Source organism: Desulfovibrio sp. SGI.230 (assembly GCF_050313065.1).
In the GTDB taxonomy this organism is placed as follows: Bacteria; Desulfobacterota; Desulfovibrionia; order Desulfovibrionales; family Desulfovibrionaceae; genus Desulfovibrio.
The window spans coordinates 186,456-210,080 of record NZ_JBNPKS010000001.1 but is presented as its reverse complement, the minus strand read 5'-3'; the positions used below and the strand labels follow the sequence as shown (position 1 = coordinate 210,080).

23 protein-coding genes are annotated in these 23,625 nt (G+C 63.6%); 12 read left to right on the top strand and 11 right to left on the bottom strand.

Translation table 11 applies throughout. The features are described 5' to 3' along the window. The first annotated feature begins 46 nt into the window (after window positions 1–46). The 5 genes from ACQRAG_RS00970 to ACQRAG_RS00950 all read left to right on the top strand — a co-directional run bounded on the left by ACQRAG_RS00970 (window position 47) and on the right by ACQRAG_RS00950 (window position 5,017). Window positions 47–1,009: a tripartite tricarboxylate transporter substrate binding protein gene (locus ACQRAG_RS00970; RefSeq protein ID WP_168936336.1), complete on the top strand. Its 963-nt coding sequence runs from the start codon at window positions 47–49 to the stop codon at window positions 1,007–1,009. A gap of 51 nt (window positions 1,010–1,060) precedes the next feature. Then, window positions 1,061–1,510 carry a tripartite tricarboxylate transporter TctB family protein gene (locus tag ACQRAG_RS00965; RefSeq protein WP_168936335.1) on the top strand — a complete coding sequence of 150 codons (450 nt, stop codon included), beginning with the start codon at window positions 1,061–1,063 and terminating at the stop codon, window positions 1,508–1,510. Window positions 1,511–1,534: 24 nt separating this feature from the next. Next, window positions 1,535–3,052 carry a tripartite tricarboxylate transporter permease gene (locus ACQRAG_RS00960; protein WP_204625802.1) on the top strand — a complete coding sequence of 506 codons (1,518 nt, stop codon included), beginning with the start codon at window positions 1,535–1,537 and terminating at the stop codon, window positions 3,050–3,052. 208 nt (window positions 3,053–3,260) lie between these two features. Then, window positions 3,261–4,679: a dihydrolipoyl dehydrogenase gene (lpdA, locus tag ACQRAG_RS00955; protein ID WP_427803736.1), complete on the top strand. Its 1,419-nt coding sequence runs from the start codon at window positions 3,261–3,263 to the stop codon at window positions 4,677–4,679. A gap of 8 nt (window positions 4,680–4,687) precedes the next feature. Continuing rightward, window positions 4,688–5,017 (top strand): DMT family transporter, encoded by a 330-nt coding sequence (locus ACQRAG_RS00950; protein ID WP_204625804.1) that lies wholly within the window; start codon window positions 4,688–4,690, stop codon window positions 5,015–5,017. A gap of 166 nt (window positions 5,018–5,183) precedes the next feature. Here the strand turns inward: ACQRAG_RS00950 and ACQRAG_RS00945 are convergent, their stop codons facing one another. The 5 genes from ACQRAG_RS00945 to ychF form a co-directional block, all read right to left on the bottom strand. Next, entirely contained in the window at window positions 5,184–5,660 is a 477-nt protein-coding gene (locus ACQRAG_RS00945) for a flavodoxin (protein ID WP_240937740.1), read from the bottom strand. A 134-nt stretch (window positions 5,661–5,794) separates the two neighbouring features. Continuing rightward, complete coding sequence (locus tag ACQRAG_RS00940) at window positions 5,795–6,289, bottom strand: (R)-mandelonitrile lyase (RefSeq protein WP_427803735.1); 495 nt, start codon at window positions 6,287–6,289, stop codon at window positions 5,795–5,797. A 14-nt stretch (window positions 6,290–6,303) separates the two neighbouring features. Beyond that, complete coding sequence (locus ACQRAG_RS00935) at window positions 6,304–7,260, bottom strand: DUF362 domain-containing protein (RefSeq protein ID WP_427803734.1); 957 nt, start codon at window positions 7,258–7,260, stop codon at window positions 6,304–6,306. Between the two features lie 30 nt (window positions 7,261–7,290). Continuing rightward, complete coding sequence (locus ACQRAG_RS00930) at window positions 7,291–8,010, bottom strand: carboxymuconolactone decarboxylase family protein (RefSeq protein ID WP_427803733.1); 720 nt, start codon at window positions 8,008–8,010, stop codon at window positions 7,291–7,293. 241 nt (window positions 8,011–8,251) lie between these two features. After that, window positions 8,252–9,352, bottom strand: a complete 1,101-nt coding sequence (gene ychF, locus ACQRAG_RS00925) for a redox-regulated ATPase YchF (RefSeq protein WP_006005438.1) — start codon at window positions 9,350–9,352, stop codon at window positions 8,252–8,254. Window positions 9,353–9,677: 325 nt separating this feature from the next. On the opposite strand from ychF, the gene ispG reads away from it, so the two are divergent. From ispG to dxs, 7 genes are read left to right on the top strand one after another with little or no spacing between them, the layout of a single operon-like run. After that, a complete protein-coding gene (ispG, locus tag ACQRAG_RS00920; RefSeq protein WP_006005442.1) occupies window positions 9,678–10,754 on the top strand; it encodes a flavodoxin-dependent (E)-4-hydroxy-3-methylbut-2-enyl-diphosphate synthase in 1,077 nt (358 codons plus the stop codon). Beyond that, window positions 10,754–12,484: a proline--tRNA ligase gene (locus ACQRAG_RS00915; protein ID WP_204673738.1), complete on the top strand. Its 1,731-nt coding sequence runs from the start codon at window positions 10,754–10,756 to the stop codon at window positions 12,482–12,484. The genes ispG and ACQRAG_RS00915 overlap by 1 nt, the downstream gene beginning before the upstream one ends. 24 nt (window positions 12,485–12,508) lie before the next feature. After that, window positions 12,509–14,002, top strand: coding sequence for an exodeoxyribonuclease VII large subunit (gene xseA, locus ACQRAG_RS00910; protein ID WP_427803732.1), 1,494 nt, complete (start codon window positions 12,509–12,511; stop codon window positions 14,000–14,002). Further along, entirely contained in the window at window positions 13,995–14,888 is an 894-nt protein-coding gene (locus ACQRAG_RS00905; RefSeq protein WP_337464294.1) for a M23 family metallopeptidase, read from the top strand. The genes xseA and ACQRAG_RS00905 overlap by 8 nt, the downstream gene beginning before the upstream one ends. Before the next feature lie 6 nt (window positions 14,889–14,894). Continuing rightward, window positions 14,895–15,164 carry an exodeoxyribonuclease VII small subunit gene (gene xseB / locus ACQRAG_RS00900; protein ID WP_204625811.1) on the top strand — a complete coding sequence of 90 codons (270 nt, stop codon included), beginning with the start codon at window positions 14,895–14,897 and terminating at the stop codon, window positions 15,162–15,164. Beyond that, a complete protein-coding gene (locus tag ACQRAG_RS00895; protein ID WP_297139374.1) occupies window positions 15,164–16,057 on the top strand; it encodes a polyprenyl synthetase family protein in 894 nt (297 codons plus the stop codon). Before xseB ends, ACQRAG_RS00895 begins: the two co-directional genes overlap by 1 nt. A gap of 3 nt (window positions 16,058–16,060) precedes the next feature. Beyond that, window positions 16,061–17,965, top strand: coding sequence for a 1-deoxy-D-xylulose-5-phosphate synthase (gene dxs, locus ACQRAG_RS00890; protein WP_204625812.1), 1,905 nt, complete (start codon window positions 16,061–16,063; stop codon window positions 17,963–17,965). A 247-nt stretch (window positions 17,966–18,212) separates the two neighbouring features. On the opposite strand, the gene tilS is transcribed toward dxs, so the two are convergent. The 6 genes from tilS to ACQRAG_RS00860 all read right to left on the bottom strand — a co-directional run bounded on the left by tilS (window position 18,213) and on the right by ACQRAG_RS00860 (window position 23,492). Further along, the gene (gene tilS / locus ACQRAG_RS00885) at window positions 18,213–19,268 is read right to left on the bottom strand and encodes a tRNA lysidine(34) synthetase TilS (protein ID WP_427803731.1); all 1,056 of its coding nucleotides are present in this window, start codon (window positions 19,266–19,268) and stop codon (window positions 18,213–18,215) included. A 17-nt stretch (window positions 19,269–19,285) separates the two neighbouring features. Continuing rightward, the gene (locus ACQRAG_RS00880) at window positions 19,286–19,621 is read right to left on the bottom strand and encodes a hypothetical protein (RefSeq protein WP_168935703.1); all 336 of its coding nucleotides are present in this window, start codon (window positions 19,619–19,621) and stop codon (window positions 19,286–19,288) included. Then, a complete protein-coding gene (hemA, locus tag ACQRAG_RS00875; protein WP_168935702.1) occupies window positions 19,621–20,925 on the bottom strand; it encodes a glutamyl-tRNA reductase in 1,305 nt (434 codons plus the stop codon). The genes ACQRAG_RS00880 and hemA overlap by 1 nt, the downstream gene beginning before the upstream one ends. Window positions 20,926–20,940: 15 nt before the next feature. Continuing rightward, window positions 20,941–21,768, bottom strand: coding sequence for a cytochrome C assembly family protein (locus ACQRAG_RS00870; RefSeq protein WP_006005466.1), 828 nt, complete (start codon window positions 21,766–21,768; stop codon window positions 20,941–20,943). After that, complete coding sequence (locus ACQRAG_RS00865; RefSeq protein WP_297158912.1) at window positions 21,755–22,450, bottom strand: precorrin-2 dehydrogenase/sirohydrochlorin ferrochelatase family protein; 696 nt, start codon at window positions 22,448–22,450, stop codon at window positions 21,755–21,757. Before ACQRAG_RS00865 ends, ACQRAG_RS00870 begins: the two co-directional genes overlap by 14 nt. Before the next feature lie 82 nt (window positions 22,451–22,532). Beyond that, the gene (locus tag ACQRAG_RS00860) at window positions 22,533–23,492 is read right to left on the bottom strand and encodes a hypothetical protein (RefSeq protein WP_168935699.1); all 960 of its coding nucleotides are present in this window, start codon (window positions 23,490–23,492) and stop codon (window positions 22,533–22,535) included. Between the last annotated feature and the right edge of the window lie 133 nt (window positions 23,493–23,625).

The window sequence follows — 23,625 nt, the reverse complement described above, 5'->3', positions numbered from 1 at the left end:
AGAGCGGGGACATTGTGTTCCGGCCTGCATTATACAGGAGACAGGTATGAAAAAGATTCTTGGTCTGATTCTGGCAGTTGGACTTATGCTGGGTGCCTTGCCCGCGCGGGCGGAGTACCCTGACAAGGCCATTACCTGTATCGTTCCGTTTGCTCCGGGCGGAGCCGCCGACATCACGGTGCGGATGGTGGCGGACTATTTGTCCAAAGAGATCGGCCAGCCTCTGGTCATCGTCAACAAAGGCGGGGGGAGCGGCATCCCGGGCCTGAATTTTGGCCTCAAGGCACGTCCCGACGGGTATACGGTACTGGGAGGTTCCATAGGCAATGCGTTCGTCGCTACGTATTTTCTGGGCGCGCCCGCCTATGACATGGACAAGATCGCCTTCGTGGGGGCGTACATGCCCCACGACCGTCTGCTGCTCACCCGGCCCGACAAGCCCTACAAGACCTGGCAGGAGCTGGTGGAATATGCCCGGACCCATCCCGGTGAAGTAGCCATCGGGCACGGTGCCAGCCAGGAAGGCCTGGAAGTGGTCAAGGCTGCCGGCATCAAGGAAGGCGTCTCGTTCAACCAGGTGATGTACAAGAGCGGCGGCCCGGCCACGGCGGATCTGCTGGGCGATCACATCGACGTGTGTGACCTCGGTACGGGTACGGCCGGCTTCCAGGCCGCCCGCAAGGGGGACCTGATCATCATCGCCAACCTGGGCACGGCTGAAGTCCCCTTCTTCCCCGATGTGCCCAAGCTGCGTGATATGGGCGCCCCCTTTGCCACGTCGCTGATGTACGGCTTTGCTTTCCCCAACGGGACGCCGGAAGCCATCCGGCTCAAGTGGGAACAGGCTCTGGCCAAGGTCATGCAGAACAAGGAGCTCCTGGACAAGATGCACGCCGCAGGCTTTACCCCTGCTTTCCTCAACGGCAAGGAATACCGGGAATTTTCCCGTAACTCCACCATCGCCGTGCAGGAGATGCTGAAGTACAACAAGCAGGGGAGCAAGAAGTAGAGCAGCCAACCGTCCCGGAGGCCCCGCCTCCGGGACAAGATGGAGGAAGCGATGTCTGTCGACCGCCTTATCGGGGGCCTGTTCCTGTTTGCCTGCCTCCTGCTGTGGTTCTGGATCATCCCGCAGCAGGTCGTCGGAGAAGAACAGGCGTTTTATCCCAGATTGACAGTGATCCTTGTGGCCATCCCTGCGGCCCTGATGTTCCTGCGGAACAAGGGGCGGCGGATCACCCTGGCCTTTTTCCGGGAAGGTTCCGACATCTCGAAGGACCTTGCCGTCAAGATCCTGGTACTTGTCCTGAGTTATATCGTTTTTTTGCTTTGTGTTGAAAAGATCGGTTTCTTTGTTTCGAGTGCGGTCTTTTGTCCTTTGTACATGCTGTTCTTTGCAGAAAGGAACTTCTGGAGGATATCTCTGACGACATGCGGGCTGCTTGGCGGGATCTACATCATCGTGGTCCAGCTGCTCAAGTATCCCCTGCCGGCCGGCCTTCTTTTTTAGCTGATCGTTTTCCCGGAGCGGAATATGCTTGAGAATCTCATGGGTGCCCTGGATCTTGTCCTTTGCTGGGAGAATTTTTTCTGGGCATTTGTCGGTGTTTTTTGCGGGGCCATCATGGGGGCCATCCCCGGTCTGACGGATACCATGGCCATCGTGCTCCTGCTCCCGTTCACGTATTACCTGGGGCCCATCCCCGGCATCGCCATGCTCATGGGCCTTTCCAAGGGCGGCAACTTTGGCGGTTCCCTTCCCGCCATTTTGTTCAACATCCCGGGGACGCCCCAGGCCATGTGCACCACCTTCGACGGTCATCCGCTGGCCATGCAGGGCAAGAGCGGCAAGGCCATGCAGACGGCGCTGTTTTCTTCGGTCACGGCCGATGCCCTGTCGGACCTGGTGCTGATCTTCCTTGCTGCTCCGGTAGCCGCTGTCGCCCTGCATATCGGTCCGCCGGAATACAGCATGGTGGTGCTGTTCTCTCTTGTCGTCATCTCCGTGGCTGCCACGGCCGACCCCTTGCGGGGGCTGCTGTCCACCGCCCTGGGGCTGCTGCTGGCCACTGTCGGCACTGACCCGGAATACGGTACCCTGCGTTTCACCTTCGGCATCATTGAACTTTCTGACGGCATCAGCCTCATGCCCATGGTCATCGGCCTGCTGGCCTTTTCCGAAGTGCTGCTGCAGGCGGAAAATTACTTCCGGCAGCGGCTCAACGGGAAGGGGGCGATGCAGCAGGTGCCCGTCAGCTCCGATCCTGACGACAACCGCATGACGGGCAAGGAATTCAAGATGTGCCTGCCCACGATCGGGCGTTCGACCGTGATCGGCTCCATCGTCGGCATCGTGCCCGGTATCGGGACCACTGTCGGGGCGTATCTGAGCTATCTGTGGGCCCGGCGCAAGTCGAAGACGCCCGAAAAGTTCGGCAAGGGGGCCCTGGAAGGCATCGCGGCCTCGGAAGCGGGGAACAATGCCGTCAACGGGCCCAACCTCGTGCCCCTCGTGACTCTCGGCATCCCCGGCAACCTGGCTGCGGCCCTGATCCTGGGGGGCTTCATGATCAAGGGGCTCGTTCCCGGTCCCCGCTTCATGGAAGACCACGCCCCGCTGCTCTATGCCCTGTTCGCGGTGTTGTTCATCTCCAATATCTTCACCCTGTTCGTGGGGTCGTTCTTCATCCGCTATGCGCGCAGGCTGACCAACATTCCCCGTTCCGCCCTGTATGCCTGCATCCTGGTTTTCAGCATCCTGGGTTCCTATGTGTATAACGGCAACGTCTTTGACGTTTGGGTCATGTTCTGTTTCGGCATATTCGGCTATGTCCTGATCAAGATGTCCCTGAACCTGCCGACGCTCATCGTGGCCTTTTTCCTTGGCGAACTGCTTGAGGAGAAGGTCCGCCAGACCCTGCTGATATCCAACGGCGACTGGACGGTGTTCTTCACACGTCCTCTGGCCTTGCTGTTCATCGTTTTGACAGTCGTCGTCACCTATCTGTACATCGCCAAGATCAAAAAGGCGGCAAGCAGGGTCGTTGAGTAAGAAAGAACGGCCGGCGGTCCCCGTGACACTGCCGGCCGTTTTTTTGCCTGCAAAAATCGGAGGGCCGTCGCCGCCATGGAAGGCCATGTTTTTGGGTACCGGGGCTTGACCGGGCTCGGTGAAATGCGCCACAATCACTGCTGCAATTTCTTGCAAAGTTACAGTATATCAACTTGTTGAGTATGCATCAGCGCAACAGGAGGGCTGCATGAAACGTCTGACCGTCATCGGTGGTGGCCCCGGCGGCTATACGGCGGCTTTTGCCGCCGCCCGCGCGGGCATGGAAGTCACGCTGGTGGAGGCTGCCCATCTGGGCGGGACCTGCCTCAATTCCGGCTGCATCCCCACCAAGACCCTCAAGGCTTCGGCCGAAGCTCTGGAGACAGCCCTGCGCCTGGCCGAGTTCGGCATCACCTGCGAAGGGACGCCCCGTGCGGATCCGGCCGCCGTGCTGGCCCGCAAGGAAAAGGTCGTCGGCATCCTGCGCGGTGGTCTGGAAAAGGCCTGCGCCCGTCTCAAAGTACGTCTGTGCACCGGTCACGGCAGGGTGCTGGATGCCCGTCATGTGGAAGTGACCATGGCCGACGGCAGTGTGGAAGTGGTGGAGAACGACGCTCTCATCCTGGCGACCGGCTCCCGGGTGGCGGAGCTGCCCGGTCTGGCTTTTGACCACACCCATATCCTGAGCAGCGATGATGCCCTGCAGCTGGACCGTGTGCCGCAGCGCCTGATCATCGTGGGCGGTGGTGTCATCGGCTGCGAGATGGCGTTCATCTACCGTGCCTTCGGCGCGCAGGTGACCGTGGTGGAAGGACAGGACCGTCTGCTGCCCATGCCGTCCATGGATGCCGATGTCAGCACCTTGCTGCAGCGCGAGATGAAGAAGCGTCGCATCGCCTGCGAGCTGGGCCGTACCCTCAAGGACGTGCGGGTGGAGGATGGCGTGGTCCGTGCCACGCTGACGGCCTCTCCCTTCGTGGACAAGCCCACGCCCGCCCAGCAGAAGGAAGTGCCTGTGGAAGCCGACATGGTGCTGGTGACCGTGGGCCGTTGCCCGGCCACGGAAGGCCTGGGGCTGGCCGAAGCCGGTATCGGGACCGACCGCCGCGGCTGGGTCGTGGTGGACGATGCCCTGAAGACTTCCCTGCCCGAAGTGTACGCCATCGGTGATTTGCTGGGCCCCTCCCGTGTGATGCTGGCCCATGTGGCGGCCATGGAAGGCCTGTGCGTGGTGGAGAGCCTGTGCGGAAAACCGCGCGCCATGCGCTATGATGCCGTGCCCTCCGGCGTGTTCACCTCGCCCGAAGTGGGCAGCGTGGGCCTGAGCGAACAGCAAGCCCGTGAGCAGGGGCTGGACGTGCGTTGCGTCACCTTCCAGATGCGCGAGCTGGGCAAGGCCCAGGCCATGGGCGAACTGCCGGGCTTCTTCAAGCTGGTGGCCGCTGCGGATGGCGGTCGTCTGCTGGGGGCGCACATCGTGGGCGCCCATGCCTCCGACCTGGTGGCGGAAGCCGCCCTGGGCGTGGCCAACGGCCTGACCCTGGAACAGGTGGCCCATACCATCCATGCCCATCCCACGCTGGCCGAAGGCCTGTACGAGGCCGCGCTGCTGGCGCAGGAGGCATAGGAGGCCCCATGCACTGGTTGTTGCTCCTGCTGGCCATCGGCTCGGAGATCGTGGCCACCTCGGCATTGAAGGAAACGCAGGGATTCACCCGTTTGTTGCCGTCGCTGCTCTGCATCGGCGGCTATGCTCTGGCGTTCTACCTGCTCTCGGTGGTGGTCAAATATGTACCCGTGGGCATAGCCTATGCCTTGTGGTCAGGCATAGGTGTGGTCATCGTTTCCCTGGTGGGCTGGTTCTTCTTTCACCAAAAACTGGACCTGCCGGCCATGATCGGGCTGGGCCTCATCGTTGCCGGAGTGGCGGTCATGCATCTTTTTTCCAAAAGCATGGAACTGTGACGAAGAGGGCGGCAGGAGACATCCTGCCGCCCTTGCTTTTCAAGGGGACGCATTTTGTCCAGGGATACCGGCCCTCGTCAAACTGGCCGGCATCCGTCAGCTGTTCCTGCTTTTCCGGAACAGCGGGCACATGTGAAAGAGGAGCTGCTCCGCAGAAGCCTTCCTCTTAGGCAGGCAGCAGGCCTGCCTTCCGCAGCCAGGATTCCACCTGCTGGCGGGCACCATCCACCCGGCTGCCGCGTATGGCCAGCCCCTCGCCTGTTTTTGCGGAAGGGCAGAGGCGGCGCAAGTCGGCAGGCGCGCTGCCGAGGCCGGAGCCTTCGTGCGTGATGAAGGGGATGAGCGTTTTTCCGTCCAGGGCAGCCGTGGACAGGAAGGTGCGCACCGGTCCGGCAAAGGTGCCCCACCAGCTGGGCGATCCCACGAGGATGACGTCATAGCGGCTGACCATATCCAGCGGATTTTTCAGCGGCGGCAGGAAGCCCTGCTGCTTTTCCTTTTTTGCCTGGCTGACGACCGTGTCATAGTCGCGGGGATAGGGCGTGACGGGCTCCAGATCCAGCAGGTCACAGCCGGTCAGGGCCTGGATGTGCCGGGCGATGGTGCGAGTATTGCCCGTATGGGAATAAAAGACGACGAGCATGCGTTGTGCCTCCTGCGTTTGAGGGGCAGTGTGGCCCGTGCCCGGAAGGAACAGGCCGCCTGCGAGGGATGCGAGGGCCATCAGGATCTGACGGCGTCCGTTGTGGTACTTTTCCATGCTGCTCTCCTTTATGCTCAGCGGCTGGCGTACTGGCTGTCGGTAACAGGTTCCAGCCATTCCACGACCTTGCCGGGCTCTGTTTCTTCACAGATGGAGATATGCGTCATGGCACTGCCGGGAGCGGCGCCGTGCCAGTGCTTGACCTTGGCGGGGCAGATGACCACGTCCCCGGCCCTGATCTCCTGGATGGGCTTGCCCCATTCCTGGGTCAGGCCGACCCCGGCGGTGACGATGAGCACCTGTCCCACAGGATGGATATGCCAGTGGGAGCGGGAGCCGGGTTCAAAGGTGACGCTGCCGCCGCTGGAGCGCATGGCGTTGTTGGCGGCGTACAGGGGATCGATGCGCACGGTCCCGGTAAAAAAGCGGGGGGAGCCCTTGATGGGCGTCTGCTGCCCGCAGCGGATGATCTCCTGGCCGGGCTCCCGGGCGGATACTGTGGAAGGGGCGATACAGACAGCGGCAAGCAGGCCGCCGCAAAGGGCGAGCAGGGAAGCGAAACGTCGCATGACATGACCTCCTGTCAGGACAGGGAAACAAGATCGTAGCGGGCATGGCCCATGCCCAGGGTCTCCATATATTCCAGCTGGCGCAGGCCGCTGCGGCTCTCGATGCGTTCCACAAGATCGCGGCGCTGCTGTTCGGGCAGAGCGTAGACCATGTCCACCGAAGCCTGGTCCACGGCCAGCAGGTCGGTGGATGCCAGGATGCCGATATCCGGGGCGGTCGGTTCGGCGGCGCTGGTCCCTGCGCAGTCACAGTCCACGGACATGCGGCGCAGGACATTGATGTACGCCATATGCCCCTTGAAATGGGTGGTGATGGCCTTGCCGCCCTCCACCATACGCTCCATGAACAGCGGCCCTCCCGCCCACAGGTTGGTACCGTCGCTGTGCAGCTGGGCCTTGCCTGTTTTGCCGGAGGCGCAGCCGATGGCGATATTCTTGAGCGAACCGCCAAAACCGCCCATCACGTGGCCCTTGAAGTGGGTCAGCACCAGCATGGAATCATAGTTGAGCAGGTTCTTGCCCACGGCCACTTCCTTAAGGTGTCGCCCGCCGGGGATGGGCAGGGAGACTTCGCCGTCGGCATCCATGATGTCCACCGGGCAGAAGGTCCAGCCGTTGGTCCGCAGGGTCTCGCGATGGCCTTCCGTGGTCTGGCGGGGGCTGGGGTAGAGGACGTTGCACTCCACGATGCTGCTCTTCGGGATGCGGGCTTGCAGGGCCCGCACCATGTCGCGCGGCAGGATGTTGGGGCCGTGGGGCTCACCGGTATGGAGCTTGATGGCGATGCGCCCCTGCAACGGGGCACAGACCTTTTCGTAGATGCGCAGCAGGCTCTCCGTGGTGATCTCGGGCGTGAAGTACACGGTGGCCTTTTCCTCTGCCGGGCGGGCTTGCAGCGGCAGGCTGTGGACAGCCAGGGAGCCCAGGGCAAGGCTGCCCGCCTTGATGAACTGTCTCCGGTTCACGGACATGGCATTTCCTCCGTAGTTGGGTAGGGGGCATCAGCGCGAGGCGAGCACCTTTCGGGCCACGGTGCGGGCCGCATCCGCCTCCTGTCTGCCGACACGGGCAGCCAGCAGGTCAAGGAAGCCCTCCAGCTCTTCCGGGCTCAGGCCGCAGTTCATGGCCCCTCCCATATGGAATTGCAGCTGGCCTTCCAGCCCGGGCAGGCTGGCCAGAGCGGCGATGGTGCACAGTTCGCGGGCTTTGCGGTCGAGCACGTCTCGGGCGAAGATGTCCGCAAAAAGATGTTCCTTCAAAAAAGTATCGATGACCGGGGCAAAAGCCAGGACGCCGGACGGGGGCTGGATCTCTTTTTGTCCGGCAAGGTCGGCCCGGACACGGGCGCCGTACGCATCCCGATCCAGGGTGGAGGGCAGGGGAGAGGCGGCTTTTCCTTCCGCATCCGTGATGCCACGGGCACGGCGCTGCTCCAGGACTTCCATGAAGACCTGCAGTCCGTTCAGGCTGCGGGGAAAGCCGACGTAGGCATACAGATGGGTCAGGACTTCCTTGATTTCATTGATGGTCAATCCGGCGTCCAGCGCCTGGCCCAGGGCAGGGCGCAGGCGTTCCAGATCGCCATTGGCGGTGTAGGCGGCCACGAGCACCATGCTCTGCTGCCGCCCGTCCAGGCCTTTGGCAGGGCTGTTCCCCGCCTGAAGCAGCGGGAACAGGAACATCAGGATGACCAGAAGGGGAAGAAGGGATCTGCGTCGCATGGCAAGCTCCTTGAGGAAGATCATGGAACGAACCTAGCGCGGCCGCAGTGAGGGGGAAATATCAAATCGACGCTAAAAATTGTCCAATCGTCGCAAGGATGATTGAAAGGCAAAGAAGGAGTCAGGGAGGCATCCGGGTTGCGGCAGGAGCCTGCTGTGCTTCTGCCCCTGTTGCCGGGAGGCATAAAAAAAGGGACGGCTGTCGCCGTCCCTCGTGAAGATCGCAGACCTGTTGCCGCTACTAGACGTTGAACAGGAAGTGCATGACGTCGCCGTCCTGCACCACGTATTCCTTGCCTTCCACGCGCAGCACGCCGTCGGAGCGGCAGGCGGCTTCGCTTTCGTGGCTCATGTAGTCGGCGTAGGAGATGACTTCGGCGCGGATGAAGCCGCGTTCGAAGTCGGTGTGGATGACACCGGCAGCCTGGGGAGCCTTCCAGCCCTTGTGGATGGTCCAGGCGCGCACTTCGTCGGGACCGGCGGTGAAGTAGCTGCACAGGCCCAGCGTGTCATAGCCGGTACGGATGATGCGCACCAAGCCGCTTTCCGAGATGCCGTAGGAGGAGAGCATCTCGGCCTGCTCCTCGGCGGAAAGGCCCTGCAGCTCTTCTTCCAGCTTGGCGCAGATGCAGGCGAAACCGGAATGGCGTTCTTCGGCCAGCTGCTGCACGCGGGCTACAAAGTCGTTGCCGTCGGCCACGGCGGCTTCGTCCACGTTGGCGCAGTAGATGACGGGCTTGGCGGTCAGCAGGCCCAGTTCACGCCAGGACTGGAGGAAGGTCTCGTTGTCGGGCAGTTCGAAGGAGCGGGCGCCGTTACCGGCATTGAGGTGCTCCAGCAGGCCCTGCATGATCTCTGCGGCGGCCTTGGCGTCCTTGCTGCCCTTGGCCATCTTCTGCAGCTTTTCCAGGCGGCGTTCCACGCTCTGCAGGTCGGCCAGCAAAAGTTCGGTCTCGATGGTATCGATGTCGCGCAGGGGATCCACGCTGCCGTCCACATGGGTGATGTTCTCATCTTCGAAGCAGCGCACCACTTCCACGATGGCGGCGCATTCGCGGATGTTGCCCAGGAACTGGTTGCCCAGGCCTTCGCCCTTGCTGGCGCCGCGCACCAGACCGGCGATGTCGATGAAGTCCACGCTGGCGTGGATGGTCTTCTTGGGCGAGACCTTGGCCGAAAGCGCGTCCACGCGCTCGTCGGGCACGGCCACGGTGGCCTTGTTGGGTTCGATGGTACAGAAAGGATAGTTGGCGGCCTGCGCGTTCTGAGCCTTGGTCAGGGCGTTGAACAGGGTGGATTTCCCCACGTTGGGCAGACCCACAATGCCGATGCTGAGGGACATGGCCTCTCCTTGCGGGCTTGGAAGTTCAGGGCCATGCGCCGGTGGCGCAGGCGGAAAAAAGGCGCAGGAGCGCCCGGAACATGTCGTTGGAATGGGGAGTTTATAGGCAAAAGCCGTACGGCTGGCAAGTATGGCGGCAGCGAAAGGCCGCATGGGCCGCGCTGGAGATGGACAGCCTGCCCCGGCGTGCGGCATGATTCGGTGTCCTGGATGCGGGGAGTGGCGCCGCCATGTTTCCGGCCCCTACAGGACTTGGCTTGCCTGCTGAAATAGCATAAGACACTGGCGGCACTTTTGTTGCAAACCAATTTTTTCGAGGTCTGCCATGCAGGAAAAACGTATCAGCCGGGGCATCAGGCTGGGTAAGCTGGCCATCGGCGGCGGCGCGCCGGTGATGGTGCAGAGCATGACCAATACCGATACCCGTGACGTGGAAGCCACGCTGGCCCAGATCGACCGCCTTGTGCGCCGCGGTTGCGAAGCGGTGCGCGTGGCCGTGCCCGACATGACGGCGGCCAAGGCCTTGCGGGCCCTGCGTGACGGTTCGCCCGTGCCCCTCATCGCGGACATCCATTTCGACTACCGTCTGGCGCTGGCTGCCCTGGAAGCCGGACTGGAGGGCCTGCGCATCAATCCCGGCAACATCGGGCCCCGCGAGCATGTGGATCGCGTGGTGGATGCCGCCAAGGCCAACGGCGCTGTCATCCGGGTGGGCGTCAATTCCGGTTCCGTGGAAAAGCATCTGCTGCAGAAGTATGGCGGCCCCTGCGTGGAAGCCATGGTGGAGAGCGCGCTCAGTCATGTGCGCATGCTGGAGGACCGGGGCTTCTACGATACCAAGATCTCCCTCAAGTCCTCTTCGGTGCTCGATACCATTGCGGCCTACCGCCTGCTGGCCAAGTCCTGCGACTATCCGCTGCACATCGGCGTCACCGAGGCGGGCGGGCTCATGCGCGGCACGGTCAAGTCCGCTGTGGGTCTGGGCATTTTGCTGCACGAGGGCATCGGCGACACCCTGCGCGTCTCGCTCACGGCCGATCCTGCCGAGGAAGTGACCGTGGCCTGGGAGATCCTGCGGGCCCTGGGACTGCGCCGTCGCGGGCCGGAGATCATCTCCTGTCCCACCTGCGGGCGCACGGAGATCGACCTCTTCGGTCTGGCGCGTGCCGTAGAGGATGCGCTGGCCGAATCCACGGCGGACATCAAGGTCGCGGTCATGGGCTGTGTGGTCAACGGCCCCGGTGAGGCCCGCGAGGCCGATCTGGGCGTGGCCGGCGGCCGCGACAAAGGCATCATTTTCCGCAAGGGGGAAGTCATCCGTTCCGTCAAGGGACAGGACGCCCTGCTCGCGGCTTTTATGGAAGAACTTCAACGACTGCTTAAAGAAAAGGAAACTCACTGATGCGTTTCAGCTCCACCTACATCCCCACGCTCAAGGAATCCCCTTCCGAAGCGGAAGTGGTCAGCCACAAGCTGCTGCTGCGTGCCGGCATGGTCCGCAAGCTCACCTCCGGCGTGTACATCTACCTGCCTCTGGGCCTGAAGGCCCTGGAAAACGTGCAGCGCGTGGTGCGCGAGGAAATGGACGCCGCCGGTTTTTCCGAGCTGCTCATGCCCATGGTCATCCCCGGCGACCTCTGGAAAGAGACCGGCCGCTGGGAGTACTACGGCAAGGAGCTGCTGCGCTTCAAGGACCGCAACGACCGTGATTACTGCCTTGGCCCCACGCATGAGGAAGTCATCACCGACCTGGTGCGCGGCGAAGTGCGCTCCTACCGCCAGCTGCCCGTGCGTCTGTACCAGATCCAGACCAAGTTCCGTGACGAGATCCGTCCCCGCTTCGGCCTGATGCGCGGCCGTGAATTCGTCATGAAGGACGCCTATTCCTTCGATTCCAGCGATGCCGGTGCCGACGAAAGCTATAAGCTGATGTACGACGCCTACTGCCGCATCTTCAAGCGTCTGGGCCTGCGCTTCCGCGCCGTGGAAGCCGACACCGGCTCCATCGGCGGCAATTTCTCGCACGAGTTCATGGTGCTGGCCGATACCGGCGAAGACACCATCGCCGCCTGCACCGAATGCAGCTACGCCGCCAACGTGGAACGCGCCGAAGTTGTCTGGAACGGCACCCCCTGCACCGAGACCTGCGCCCCCTACGAAAAGGTCGCCACGCCTGCGGCCCACACCGTGGAAGAAGTGAGCGCCATGCTCAAGGTGGCTCCTTCGCAGGTGGTCAAGACCATGCTCTTCGTGGTGGACGGCAAGACCGTGGCCGTGCTGGTGCGCGGCGACCGCGAAGTCAACGACATCAAGCTCAAGAACCTGCTCAACGCCACCACCGTGGAACTGGCTCCGGCCGCCGTGGTGGAAAAGGTCACGGCCGCGCCTCTGGGCTTTGCCGGTCCCGTGGGTCTGGATGTGCCCATCTACGCCGACCTCGAGCTGCAGGGTGCCACCGATTATGTGGTGGGCGCCAACGCCGCTGACGCGCATCTGGTGCACGTGGACCTGCGCCGCGACGTGAAGGTCACGGCCTACGCTGACCTGCGCTGCATCACCCTGAGCGACCCCTGCCCGCGCTGCGGCGGCGCCATCGAGCTGCCCAAGGGCATCGAAGTGGGCCACATCTTCAAGCTGGGCACCAAGTACAGCGACGCCATGCATGCCGTGTATCTGGACGAGAACGGCAAGGAAAACGTCATGATCATGGGCTGCTACGGCATCGGCATCTCCCGCGTGGTGGCCTCCGCCATCGAACAGAACCACGACGAGCACGGCATCATCTTTCCGCCCACCGTGGCTCCTGTGGAATGCATCCTGCTCAACCTCGACCCCGGCAAGGAAGAAGTCCGCGCCAAGGCCGAAGAGATCTACGCCATGCTGTGCAAGGCCGGTGTGACCGTGCTGCTGGACGACCGCGAAGAGCGCCCCGGCGTCAAGTTCAAGGATGCCGACCTCATCGGTGCGCCCATGCAGCTGGTGCTGGGCGGCAAGGGCCTGTCCCGCGGCGTGCTGGAATGCAAGGACCGCCGTACGGGCGAAAAGGGCGAACTGCCCGTGGATGCCCTGGAGACCGCGCTGCCCCAGTGGATGGAAGGCGTGCGCAAGGCCTGGGCCGAGCGCCGCGCCTAGGACGGCTGACAGCGGAGCCCCTGCATGCCCGCTGCGTGTGAACAAGAGCGCATCCTGTCCGTCACTGAACTGACGGACAGGATGCGTCGTACTCTGGAGGGGACCTTCCCCTTCGTCTGGGTCCGGGGCGAGATAGGAGAACTGTCTTTCCCCGGATCCGGGCATATCTATTTTACCCTCAAGGATGCCGGTGCCCAGCTGCAATGCGTCTGGTTCCGGGACCGCCAGATGCGCGGCCGGAACTTCGACCCCCTGACCGGCGAGATCTTCGCCGAGCCCCGGCCGGATCCCGTACGTCTGCTGCGGCAGGGCTCCGAATTGTTCTGTGCCGGGCAGATCAGTGTCTACGGGCCGCGCGGCCGATACCAGCTGATCGTGGAACTGGTGCAGGCCGGGGGGCAGGGCCTGCTGGCCCAGGCCTTCGAGGAGCGCAAACAGGCGCTGGCTGCCCGCGGTTTTTTTGCCGCGGAGCGCAAACGTCCGCTGCCTGCCAGTCCCAGCCGCGTGGCGCTGGTGACGTCACCTGCCGGGGCCGCCATCCATGACTTCATGGAACTGGCCTCCGTGCGGGGCCTGGGGGCCGAAGTGCGCCTGTTCCCGGTGAGGGTGCAGGGGGAGGGCGCTGCCGGGCAGATCTGCCGGGCCCTGGACGAGATCAACCGTCAGGGCTGGGCACAGGTCGCGGTGATCATCCGGGGCGGCGGTTCGCTGGAAGACCTTTGGTGCTTCAACGAGGAAGAGGTGGCGACCGCCATTTTTTCCTCAAAGATCCCGGTGCTGGCCGGTATCGGCCATGAAGTGGACGTGACCCTGGCCGACATGACGGCCGACGTTCGTGCGGCTACCCCTTCCCACGCGGCCCAGCTGCTCTGGCCCTTGCGGCGCGAATACTGGCAGCGCCTGGACGAGCTTTCCCTGGCGCTGGAGCGCGCACGCCAGGGGTGGCTGCAACGGCAGGAAGACCGGCTCCAGCGTTGCGAGCGCGGCCTGCGCCTGTGTTCGCCCGCCCGTCGTCTTGAGGGGGCGGGGCAGCAATGGCAGCAGTGGCGGCAACGTTTGCTCCAGGCCGGGGAACGCCTGGTACGGGATCGTGAGCGCAGCCTGCAGCACAGCCAGGAGCGTTTGCGGGCCCTCACGGGGCCGGGACGGCTGGCACATCTGCAGCAGCGTCTTGCCCTGCTGGAACAAAAGCTTGGCAATGCCGTGCATCTGATGGTGCGCGGTCGTGAGCAGGCCGTGCGGGATTGCACGCGTGATCTGGCGCGTCTGGGGCAGGAGCGTATCTCGCATCGCGGGCACGGGCTGGAATGTCTGGAGCTGCGTCTGGCGGCCTGCAATCCGCTGGCTCCGCTGGGGCGCGGCTATGCCGTGGTACGCACGGACGAAGGGCGCGTGCTGTCTTCGACCGGGCAGAGCAGCGCCGGGCAGGACGTGCGCATCCTGTTACAGGACGGGGAGCTGGAAGCCAGGATCACCGCGGTGCATCCTCATGACGGACAGGGAGGGGATCATGCCTGAACAGTCTTCTTTTTTCCAACGGCCGGTAAGCGGCATCCTGGGGGCAGTGGTCCTGTTCCTGCTGTGGTCTTTCCCGGCCATGGCGGCCATGCATCTGGACGTTCCCGCACGGGCGGCCCGCGGCGACGCCATCCGCGTACAGGTCTCCGGTGACGGACCTGCACGTCCCGTGACCGTCTTTTGGCTGGAGCGTGAGCATGTCATGGCGGCACAGCCGTCAGGGAGCGGCTGGCAGGCGGAGTTCCTGCTGCCTGTCCCGCTGGACAGCAGCGCCAAAAGCCTTGACCTGAAAACGCGGACGCAGGACGGACAGCAGGCGGAGGCCCGCGTGGCCCTGTTCGACAAAAAGCGTCCGGTGCAGGCCCTGCGGGTGGACAAAAAATATGTGGATCCCCCGGCAGAGGTGCGGGAGCGCATCCGCAGGGACCGGGAGAAGGCCGGCAAGGCCCTGGACAACTACAGCCCGGAACGTTTGTGGACGGCCCCTTTTGCGCGGCCTGTGCCGGGGAGCGTTTCCAGCAAGTTCGGACTCAAGCGGGTCTTCAATGATCAGCCGCGCGGCGTGCATCGCGGGCTCGACCTGCGCGGTGCGGAAGGGACGCCCATCCTGGCCTGCGCCGACGGCCGGGTCGTGCTGGCCGACGATTTGTATTTTTCCGGCAATGCCGTATATATTGACCACGGGCAGGGAGTGTTCACTTCTTACCTGCACATGTCCCGTATCCTTGTCCGACCGGGCGATGTGGTCCGGCGTGGCCAGGTCATCGGCAAAGTTGGGTCCACGGGACGGGTCACGGGGCCGCATCTGCACCTTTCCCTGATCGTCCTGGGACAGGCGGTGGACCCGGAACCTCTGCTGGAAGCACGTCCCGCTGCCCGGAGATGATGAAGCATGAAAGCCAGAACGAGCAAGAAGAACCTGACCTTTGAGGAGCGCATGGCGCGCCTGCAGGAGATCGTGGAAGCCCTGGAGAACGGGCAGCCGTCGCTGGAAGAGGGGATGGCCCTGTATCAGGAAGGCATGGAATGTTCCCTGCAATGCCGGCGCCAGCTGGAGCAGGCCCGGCAGCAGCTGACGGTCTGGCAGGAAGGACAGGTCCGGGCGTTCCGGCCGGAAGAAAATATGGAAGATCCCCTGCAACAGAGTGTGGAGCAACGATGATGATGTCTACAGAAGCCATGAAATCCCTGCTGAAAGAACGCGGGAAGCTGGTGGAAAGCTATCTGGCGACCTGTCTTGACGGGCAGGAGATGCCGCCCCGGTTGCGGGAATCCATGCTGTACAGCCTGCAGGCGGGCGGCAAGCGTCTGCGTCCTGTCCTGTGCCTGAGCTGTGCCGCCCTGTGCGGCCTGAAGCCGGAGGACGTGCTGCCCTTCGCCTCCGCCATCGAGATGGTCCATACCTATTCCCTGATCCATGACGATCTGCCCGCCATGGATGACGACGATTTGCGCCGCGGCAAGCCCTCCAACCACAAGGCATTCGACGAGGCCACGGCCATCCTGGCCGGGGATGCCCTGCTGACGGATGCCTTTGCCCATATGTGCCGGGTGGAGCTGCCCGCCGGTCAGGTGCTGCGGGCCGTGGCGGAATTTGCCCGTGCCGCCGGTTCGTCCGGCATGGTGGGCGGACAGGAGTGGGACATGCTCTACACCGGCCTGCCGCCCGTGAGCATGGCGGAGCTGCGCCGCATGCATGCCATGAAGACCGGGGCCCTGCTGCGGGCCTCCTGCGTGTGCGGTGCGCTGCTGGCCGGTGCTGCGGACGATGTGTGCGAGCGCATCGGCCGTTATGGTGCCGCGCTGGGGGTGGCTTTCCAGATCGCGGACGACATCCTGGACGTCGTTTCCGACACGGCCACCCTGGGCAAGCCCGCCGGCAGCGATGCCGAACAGGGCAAGAACACCTATCCTGCGCTGGTGGGGCTTGACGAAAGCCGCCGCCTGGCCCGCGAACAGGCGGATGCCGCCTGCGCCGCGCTGGCCGGTTTCAGCGGTCCCGAGGCCGAATTCCTGCGCGCCCTTGCCGAGTACACCATCACGAGAGCGGCCTGAGAAATGACGGAAAACACTGCACAGTCCCTGCTGGACAGCCTGACCTCACCGAAACAGGTGATGGATCTTTCTGACGAACAGCTCCCGCTGCTGGCTGCGGAGCTGCGCAAGCGCATCATCGATGTGGTGTCCAAGAACGGCGGGCATCTGGCTCCCTCGCTGGGGGTCGTGGAACTGACCCTGGCCCTGCTGCATACCTTCAACATGGAGCAGGACAAGATCGTCTGGGACGTAGGGCATCAGGCCTATGCCTACAAGCTGCTGACCGGACGCGCTTCCCAGTTCCACACCCTGCGTACCCTGGGGGGCCTCGCGGGCTTCCCGCGCCGCAGCGAGAGCCCCTATGACCGCTTTGGGGTAGGGCATTCCTCCACGTCCATCTCGGCGGCCCTTGGCATGGCCATGGCCCGCGATCTGGCCGGCGGCAAGGAACATGTGCTGGCCGTCATCGGTGACGGCTCCCTGACGGCAGGCGAGGCCTTTGAAGGCCTGAACCTGGCCGGACATATGGGACGGCGGCTCATCGTGGTGCTCAACGACAACGAGATCTCCATCTCGCCCAATGTGGGTGCCCTGTCCCTGTTCCTGAGCCGTACGCTGTCCCGGCGCTGGGTGCGGCAGACGCGCAAGGATGTGCTCCAGCTTTTGCGCTCCATCCCCCGCATCGGCCAGAAGCTGGCCCTGTATGCCATGCGCGGCGAATGGAGTTTCAAGTCCTTTTTCACGCCCGGCATGCTGTTCGAGGCCTTCCGCTTCACCTATATCGGGCCCGTGGACGGGCACGACCTGCCCGCCCTGTGCCGTCATTTGCAGATGGCGGCAGCCGTGGAAGACGGACCGGTGCTGCTGCATGTGCGCACCTGCAAGGGCAAGGGCTATGCCCCGGCGGAGAAAGACCCCACGCATTTCCATGGTGTGGGCCACTTCGAGCCGGAAACGGGCCTGCTCATCCCCAGCAGCAACAAAACGCCTTCCTTTACCGGTATCTTCGGCAAGACCCTGGTCGAGCTGGCGGAAAAAGACGACCGTCTGCTGGCCATCACTGCAGCCATGCCCGAAGGCACCGGGACGAACCTTTTTGAAGAGCGCTTCCCGGAACGCTTCGTAGACGTGGGTATCTGCGAACAGCACGCCGTCACCTTTGCCGCCGGTCTGGCGGCCAGCGGCTTCCATCCCGTGGTGGCCATCTATTCCACCTTTTTGCAGCGGGCCTATGACCAGATCGTCCATGACGTCTGTCTGCAGAAACTGCCCGTGACCTTCTGTGTGGACAGGGCCGGTCTGGTGGGCGAGGACGGGGCCACGCATCATGGTGTCTTCGATATCGCCTACTTGCGCCATATCCCCGAGATGACCCTGCTGGCGCCCCGTGACGAGAACATGCTGCGCCATTGCCTGCTGACGGCCACCACGGCCGGTGGGCCCTGCGCCGTACGCTATCCGCGCGGTGCCGGTATGGGGGTCCCGCTGGATGCCGAACTGCGCCTGCTGCCTTCTGCTCAGGGTGAGATCATGCAGGAAGGGGAACGGGTGGCCATCGTGGCCGTGGGCAACCGTGTGCGCCCGGCTCTGGAAGCCGCGGCAGCCATCGAAAAAGAGTTCGGCTTCCGGCCGCTGGTCTTCGATCCCATCTGGCTCAAGCCGCTGCCTGCGGCGCAGCTGGCCGAGATCGCCCGCACGTTCGACCGTATCGTTTTTGTGGAAGAAGGCTGCCTGGCAGGCGGTTTTGCCTCGGCCGTGCTGGAGCGCTGGGCCGATGACGGCCTGCTGCGCGGCCAGCGCATCCGCCGTCTGGGTATCGGCGATGCCTTCGTGGAACACGGTTCCCAGGCCCAGTTGCGCGAGCTGGTGGGCCTGCGGGCACCGGATATCATCCGGGCTGTGCGGGAACTGATCCTGAAGGACTGAGCCTTTTATGGCATCAACGAAAAAAGAGGAGCGTACCTTGCCGGTACGCTCTTTTTTTATGCCTGCGGTGGAAAAGGAGGTCGGGCGTGAGGCGTGGGGATGGGAAGCCCCGGACATATGCCGTTCCGGCAGAAGGAATGAACGGTGTACGCACTGCCGTTGAGGGAAGATGTGCCGGGCGGAAGACGGGTTCCTGTGCGGGAGGCAAGCAGGCCACGCTGTTGCCATCAGCGCGTGGCGCAATTCCTCAGCTTTTCCGAACAGCCTGCCGTTTTTCGACGTAAAAGCGGATGCTGCCTCCCTTGAGATGGGCCATGATACTGCCGGGCAGCTGAAAGGTGGTACCGCCCCGGCCTTCCTGCCAGGCCTGATCCAGGGCCAGCAGCGTGGCGGAACGGGCCTGGCCGCCGGAGAGCCGGGCCAGCCGGGCCACGGCCCGGTGGTAAAGACGCAGCCGCAGAGCCGCATGCGTCCCACGCAACAGTGCGCGGGGCAGGGTGATGCTGCCGGGCGCCTCCTGCCAGGGCGTGCGGGCAAGATGGTGTTCCAGCTCCTGCTGCCAGTACTCCCCGTCGATACCTGCCAGCTCCCAGAGATTGAGGCAGCTGTCCTCAAGGCGGGGGTTCTCCTGCCGCAGGAGAGGGAGGAGGGTATGCCGCAGACGGTTACGGGTATAGCGGGTGTCCGCATTGCTGGCGTCTTCCCGCCAGAGGATGCCGCAGCAGTGCAGCAGCTCTCTCAGGGCATGCTTGTCCGTGCGGAGCAGGGGACGCAGCAGATGCCGTTCCGCGTCCTCGGCCCGCATGCCGCCCAGTGCCGGCCAGCCGGTACCGCGCAGAAAGCGGAGCATCTGGTCTTCGGTCACATCGCTCCGGTGATGTCCCAGCAGGATGGCTGAAGCGCCGCAAGCCTGACGGGCTTGCTCCAGCAGGGCATAGCGCGCCCGCCGGGCCGCTTCTTCCGTACCCAGCCCCACCTGTCGTGCCAGCCGGGGCACATCCGCCGTCAGGATGCGGCAGGGGATGCGCCAGCCCCGGCAGAGCCCGGCCACGAAGGCGGCATCTTCGGCGGATTCCGGCCGCAGCTGATGGTCCACTGTCGCCACATGCAGCTGCCAGTCATGCTGGGGGGCCAGCAGGGCCATGATGCATAAAAGGGCTGTCGAATCCGCGCCGCCGGAAACGGCCAGCAACCAGGTATCGCCATCAGCCATCTTCAGGTTGTGACGACAAAGGCGCTCCACATCCAGGCACAGGCGGGCCAGCCGGGAAGGGAGCGCTTGCAGTTCGGGGACGGGGATCATGCCGCAGGGCATTCCGTTTAGTTGGGGATCTTGAGTTCTTTCAGGGTATCCGTGATGTAGTCCATCATGTGCCGCTGCAGTTCGGGCGACGCATAGGCCACACATTCGCAGCGGATGCGGCCCCGGGCGCGCACCAGCAGCTCCAGACGCAGGCTGGTCTCTTCGCATTCCAGCGCCATGACATAGGGGCCGCACTGGCTTTCGTGTTCCTTCTGCACGGCGCTGAGCATATGGGCAGGGATGGGCAGCCAGTAGATGCCGTCCAGACCGGCGCCCAGATCCATGGCATCCAGATGTTCGCACAGACGCTTGGTCTCTTCGGCACGCAGGTCATCGATGAGGAAATAGCGCATTATTCGTGCTCTCCGTTGTTCCGGGCACTACAGGTACAGCCCTGGTCAAGGTTGAAGATGCGGCGCATGAGGCTGATGCGCGGCGCACTGCCTTCCTGCGACATGGTGCCGCGCTTGAGGAACATGATGGGATCGTGGTTCAGCTTGCGGACCAGAGCCAGCGCCATGACCTCGATGGCCTCGCGCGTGGCGTCGTCCACATGGCCCAGACGCTTCAGGGTACGGGCCACTTCTTCATGGGCGGCGTTCTCGCCGTGCTGGATGAGGTCCACGATGGTGGGCTGCACGTCCAGACTGCACAGCCACTGCCGGAAAATGTCCACTTCCTCGTCCACGATCTCGGCGGCTTTCTGGGCCTCGTCGCGACGGGTGGCCAGGTTCTCTTCCACCACTTCCTTGAGGTCGTCGATATCGTAAAGGTAGACGTTGTCCAGGCCGTTGACGTCGGGGTCGATGTCGCGGGGGACGGCGATGTCGATGAAGAACATGGGCCGGTTCTTGCGCGCCTTGAGCACGCCGCGGATGTCACGGGCACGGATGACGGGATCCGGCGAACCGGTGGACGTGATGATGATGTCCACCTCCGTCAGATGGGAGGCCAGGGATTCAAAAGGCAGGGCCCGGCCATTGAACTGACGTGCCAGTTCCTCACCGCGCGAGAACGTACGGTTGGCCACCAGGATCTCGTCCACACCGGCCTGGAGCAGGTGGGTGGCGGCCAGTTCGGCCATCTCACCGGCGCCCACCAGCATGGCCTTGTGGTGCTGCATCTCGCCGAAGATGCGCTTGGCCAGTTCCACGGCGGCATAGCTGATGGACACGGCGCTGGAGGCCACGGCGGTCTCGGTGCGCACGCGTTTGGCCACGGAGAACGCCTTGTGCAGCAGGCGGTTGAGGATCACGCCGGTGGCGTGGCAGGCGGCCGCCTTGCGGTAGGCGCTCTTGAGCTGCCCCAGGATCTGGGGCTCGCCCAGGATCATGGAATCCAGGCTGGAAGCCACGGAGAACAGGTGCCGCACGGCATCCATGTTCTTGTAGATGTAGACATAGGGCCGGAGCTCTTCGGGGTCGGTACCGCGTGCGGTGGCCCAGCGTTCCAGGATACGGCCCGCCACATCGCCATGACCGGTGGCAAGCAGTTCCACACGGTTGCAGGTGGAAAGGATCATGGCTTCACCGATGACGTCGTCACACGGCAGGGCCCAGTTTTCCCGGCTGCAAAAATCCACAAGGGCGAAACGTTCGCGCACGTCCACACCGGCGGTGCGATGGTTCAGGCCAACAAGTACGATATCACAATCCATATCAACGTCGGTGGATTAAGGTTTGATGAAGGAATGATGCGTTTCCATCAGGGTATTGACGACCACGATGGAGAAAAGGCTCAGACCGAAGACCAGCACCATCAGGCGGGCAGGCTTGCGGCCGCGCCAGCCGGTGGCCAGACGGCCGTGGAACACATAGGCCATGAGCAGCCAGACGATGATGCTGACCACTTCCTTGGGGTCACCGGTAAAGGTGGCGCCGTAGACGGGCTTGGCCCAGAACAGGCCGGAGACCACACCCAGCGTGTACAGCGGGAACGAGGCCGCCACGCCGAAGGCGTTGATCTTGTCCAGCAGGGAGAGGGCCGGCATGTCCTGCCAGAACCCTTCCATGCGCTGCTTGCTTTTGATGCGCCGTTCCAGGAACAGGAACAGGGAGCTGGCGGCAAAGGCCAGGGTCATGAGGCCCATGCTGAGGAACAGCGCCCCCACGTGCAGGGCGTAGAAAGAGCCCTTGAGCTGGGGAGGCACCTGCACCACGGCGGAAAGGTACGGGGCGGAAACGGCGAACAGGATGAGGGCCAGCGGCGTGGCCAGCAGGAGCAGGGCTTCCTGCTTGTAGCGCAGACGGCTGACAAGGCCGCACAGCAGGACGAACCAGGCCAGCATCTGCAGATAGCCGCCAAGGCTCAGGCCCGTGGGCATGGTCTTGTGGAAGCCGAGCAGGAGGGAAAACGTCTGGCAGACGAATCCCAGCCCCGCCAGCCAGCAGCCCAGCCGCCGCCAGAAGGCATTGCGCAGCAGCATGCCGGCCAGACCGGCCACAGTGGCAGCGCCGTAACAACACAGGGTCAGTAGGGTGGAGGTCTCAGGCGATAACATCAAGCAACTCCGGGATGCGGTCGTGCAGCTTTGGCGGCAGCAGGGCCTGCAGACAGCGCAGGCACGCCTGCCGGTCGCCCTGTTGCAGATGATCCTGCAGGGGCGACTGGGCCAGAGCGCGGAACAGGGCCGTATTGTGCCCTGTCTCGTCGTGCAAGGCAAGGACCATGGGACGCAACCGTCCCATCAGACGGACCATTTTCTGGCGGGCCTCCAGCCAGGTCGTCAGCTCGCCCTTCCAGCGCCGGGAAAGGGCCGGGCTGGCGCCGCCGGTGGAAAGGGCCAGCGCCATGCTGCCGGAGCGGGCCACGGCGGGCACGATGAACGAGCCTTCCGCCGGGGCATCGATACAGTTGCACAGGATATGGCGTTCCCGGCAGAGGAGGGCGATATGCCTGTTGACATCGGCATTGCCCGTGGCGGCGAAGACAAGCTGACGACCGTCCAGATCTTCGTCACGGAAGGGCCGCTGCTCGAAACGGACGCAGGGCTGCTCCAGCAGCGGACGCAGCTCTGCGGCAGGGGCTTCCATGTCCAGGGCCAGGATCGAGGCCGGTGCGCAATGCAGCAGGCCCTGCAGTTTGCGACTGCCGACGCCCCCCAGACCGGCTACAAGGCAGTGCAGGCCGCTCAGGTCCAGAAAAAGGGGATAGAAATTTTTTTCAGGCGATTCGTGAGGCATGGGCAACGTTCCTGATAGCGGCCCGGACGCACGACAGCCAGCATGCCTCCCAGGAATGGCGGCACACTGGCTGTCGTATCGGCTAAAGCCGGATCAGTTCCATAAAATAGGGCAGGGTGAAGCCCATGGACAGCAGCAGGCCGATCACAAGGGCAGGCTTCTGGCGCAGCGGAGTGGCGCTGCGCGCGACCAAGGTCCAGAGCAGGGCGGGCACAAGCCAGAGCAGCACGCGGAGGCTCTGGAAGATGGCATCCTGCTGCATGAACACACCGGTGGTCTGCCAGGTCTGCCAGATCTCCAGCCCGCTGGATGCCACCAGCAGCAGCCAGAGCAGGGCCCAGGCATTGCGGGCCCAGCGCGTGCACCAGGGGACCATGGTATTGTAATAGTCCCGGCCAAAGTCATCGGCCTTGCGGCGCAGGAGCAGCCACACGGCGCCAAAGCCGCCGGCAAGGGCAAAGATCAGGGGCAGGGTATAGCACAGGGCGCTCAGGTAAGCCTGACCGAACTGGGGCGTGAACAGCTGCGGGATGGTGATGCTGCTGGCCTCAGGCAGGGAAAGGGCATTGTACAGGCGGGTGACGGCCATGACGCCCACACAGGTCATCAGGCCCTGCAGGAAGGCGATGGCGCCCAGGACGATGTGCAGTACGGGATAATTGGCCAGGAATTTCCAGAGCATGAAGTAGCAGCAGGAAACGATGGCCGCAAAACCGAACATCATCCAAGTGGCTTCGCTGAGCAGGACGATGATGCTGTAGGAGTCGAAACCGTCCAGCGCCATGATGAGCCACAAACGCCCCCCCAGCAGCATGAGCCAGCCCAGCAGCATGCTCAGGCAGGCCAGCTGCCGCGCACATTTGTTGTAAGCGGAACGCTTGCGCCGCAGGGCTATGATCTCGCCGCAGATGGCGATGAAGGTAAGGCCGAAATAGGCATAGAGCAGGGCAAAGGGCACAATGATGCTCCCCATGTCCAGCCCTGTCTGCAGCAGCGGATTGTCAGCGATGAAGGCGCGCACGCTCTCTAAAAAGTTCCCCATTGTTCCTCCAAAGATTCACCGGATCCCGGTTCTCCGGCAGGGAGACGCCGAGTTCGTGTTGGTTGTGCCTCAAAAATGGCTGTGCTGCAAGCAGCGCTTGCATTGCCGGAGCGCATCGGGCAGAAAAAAGACA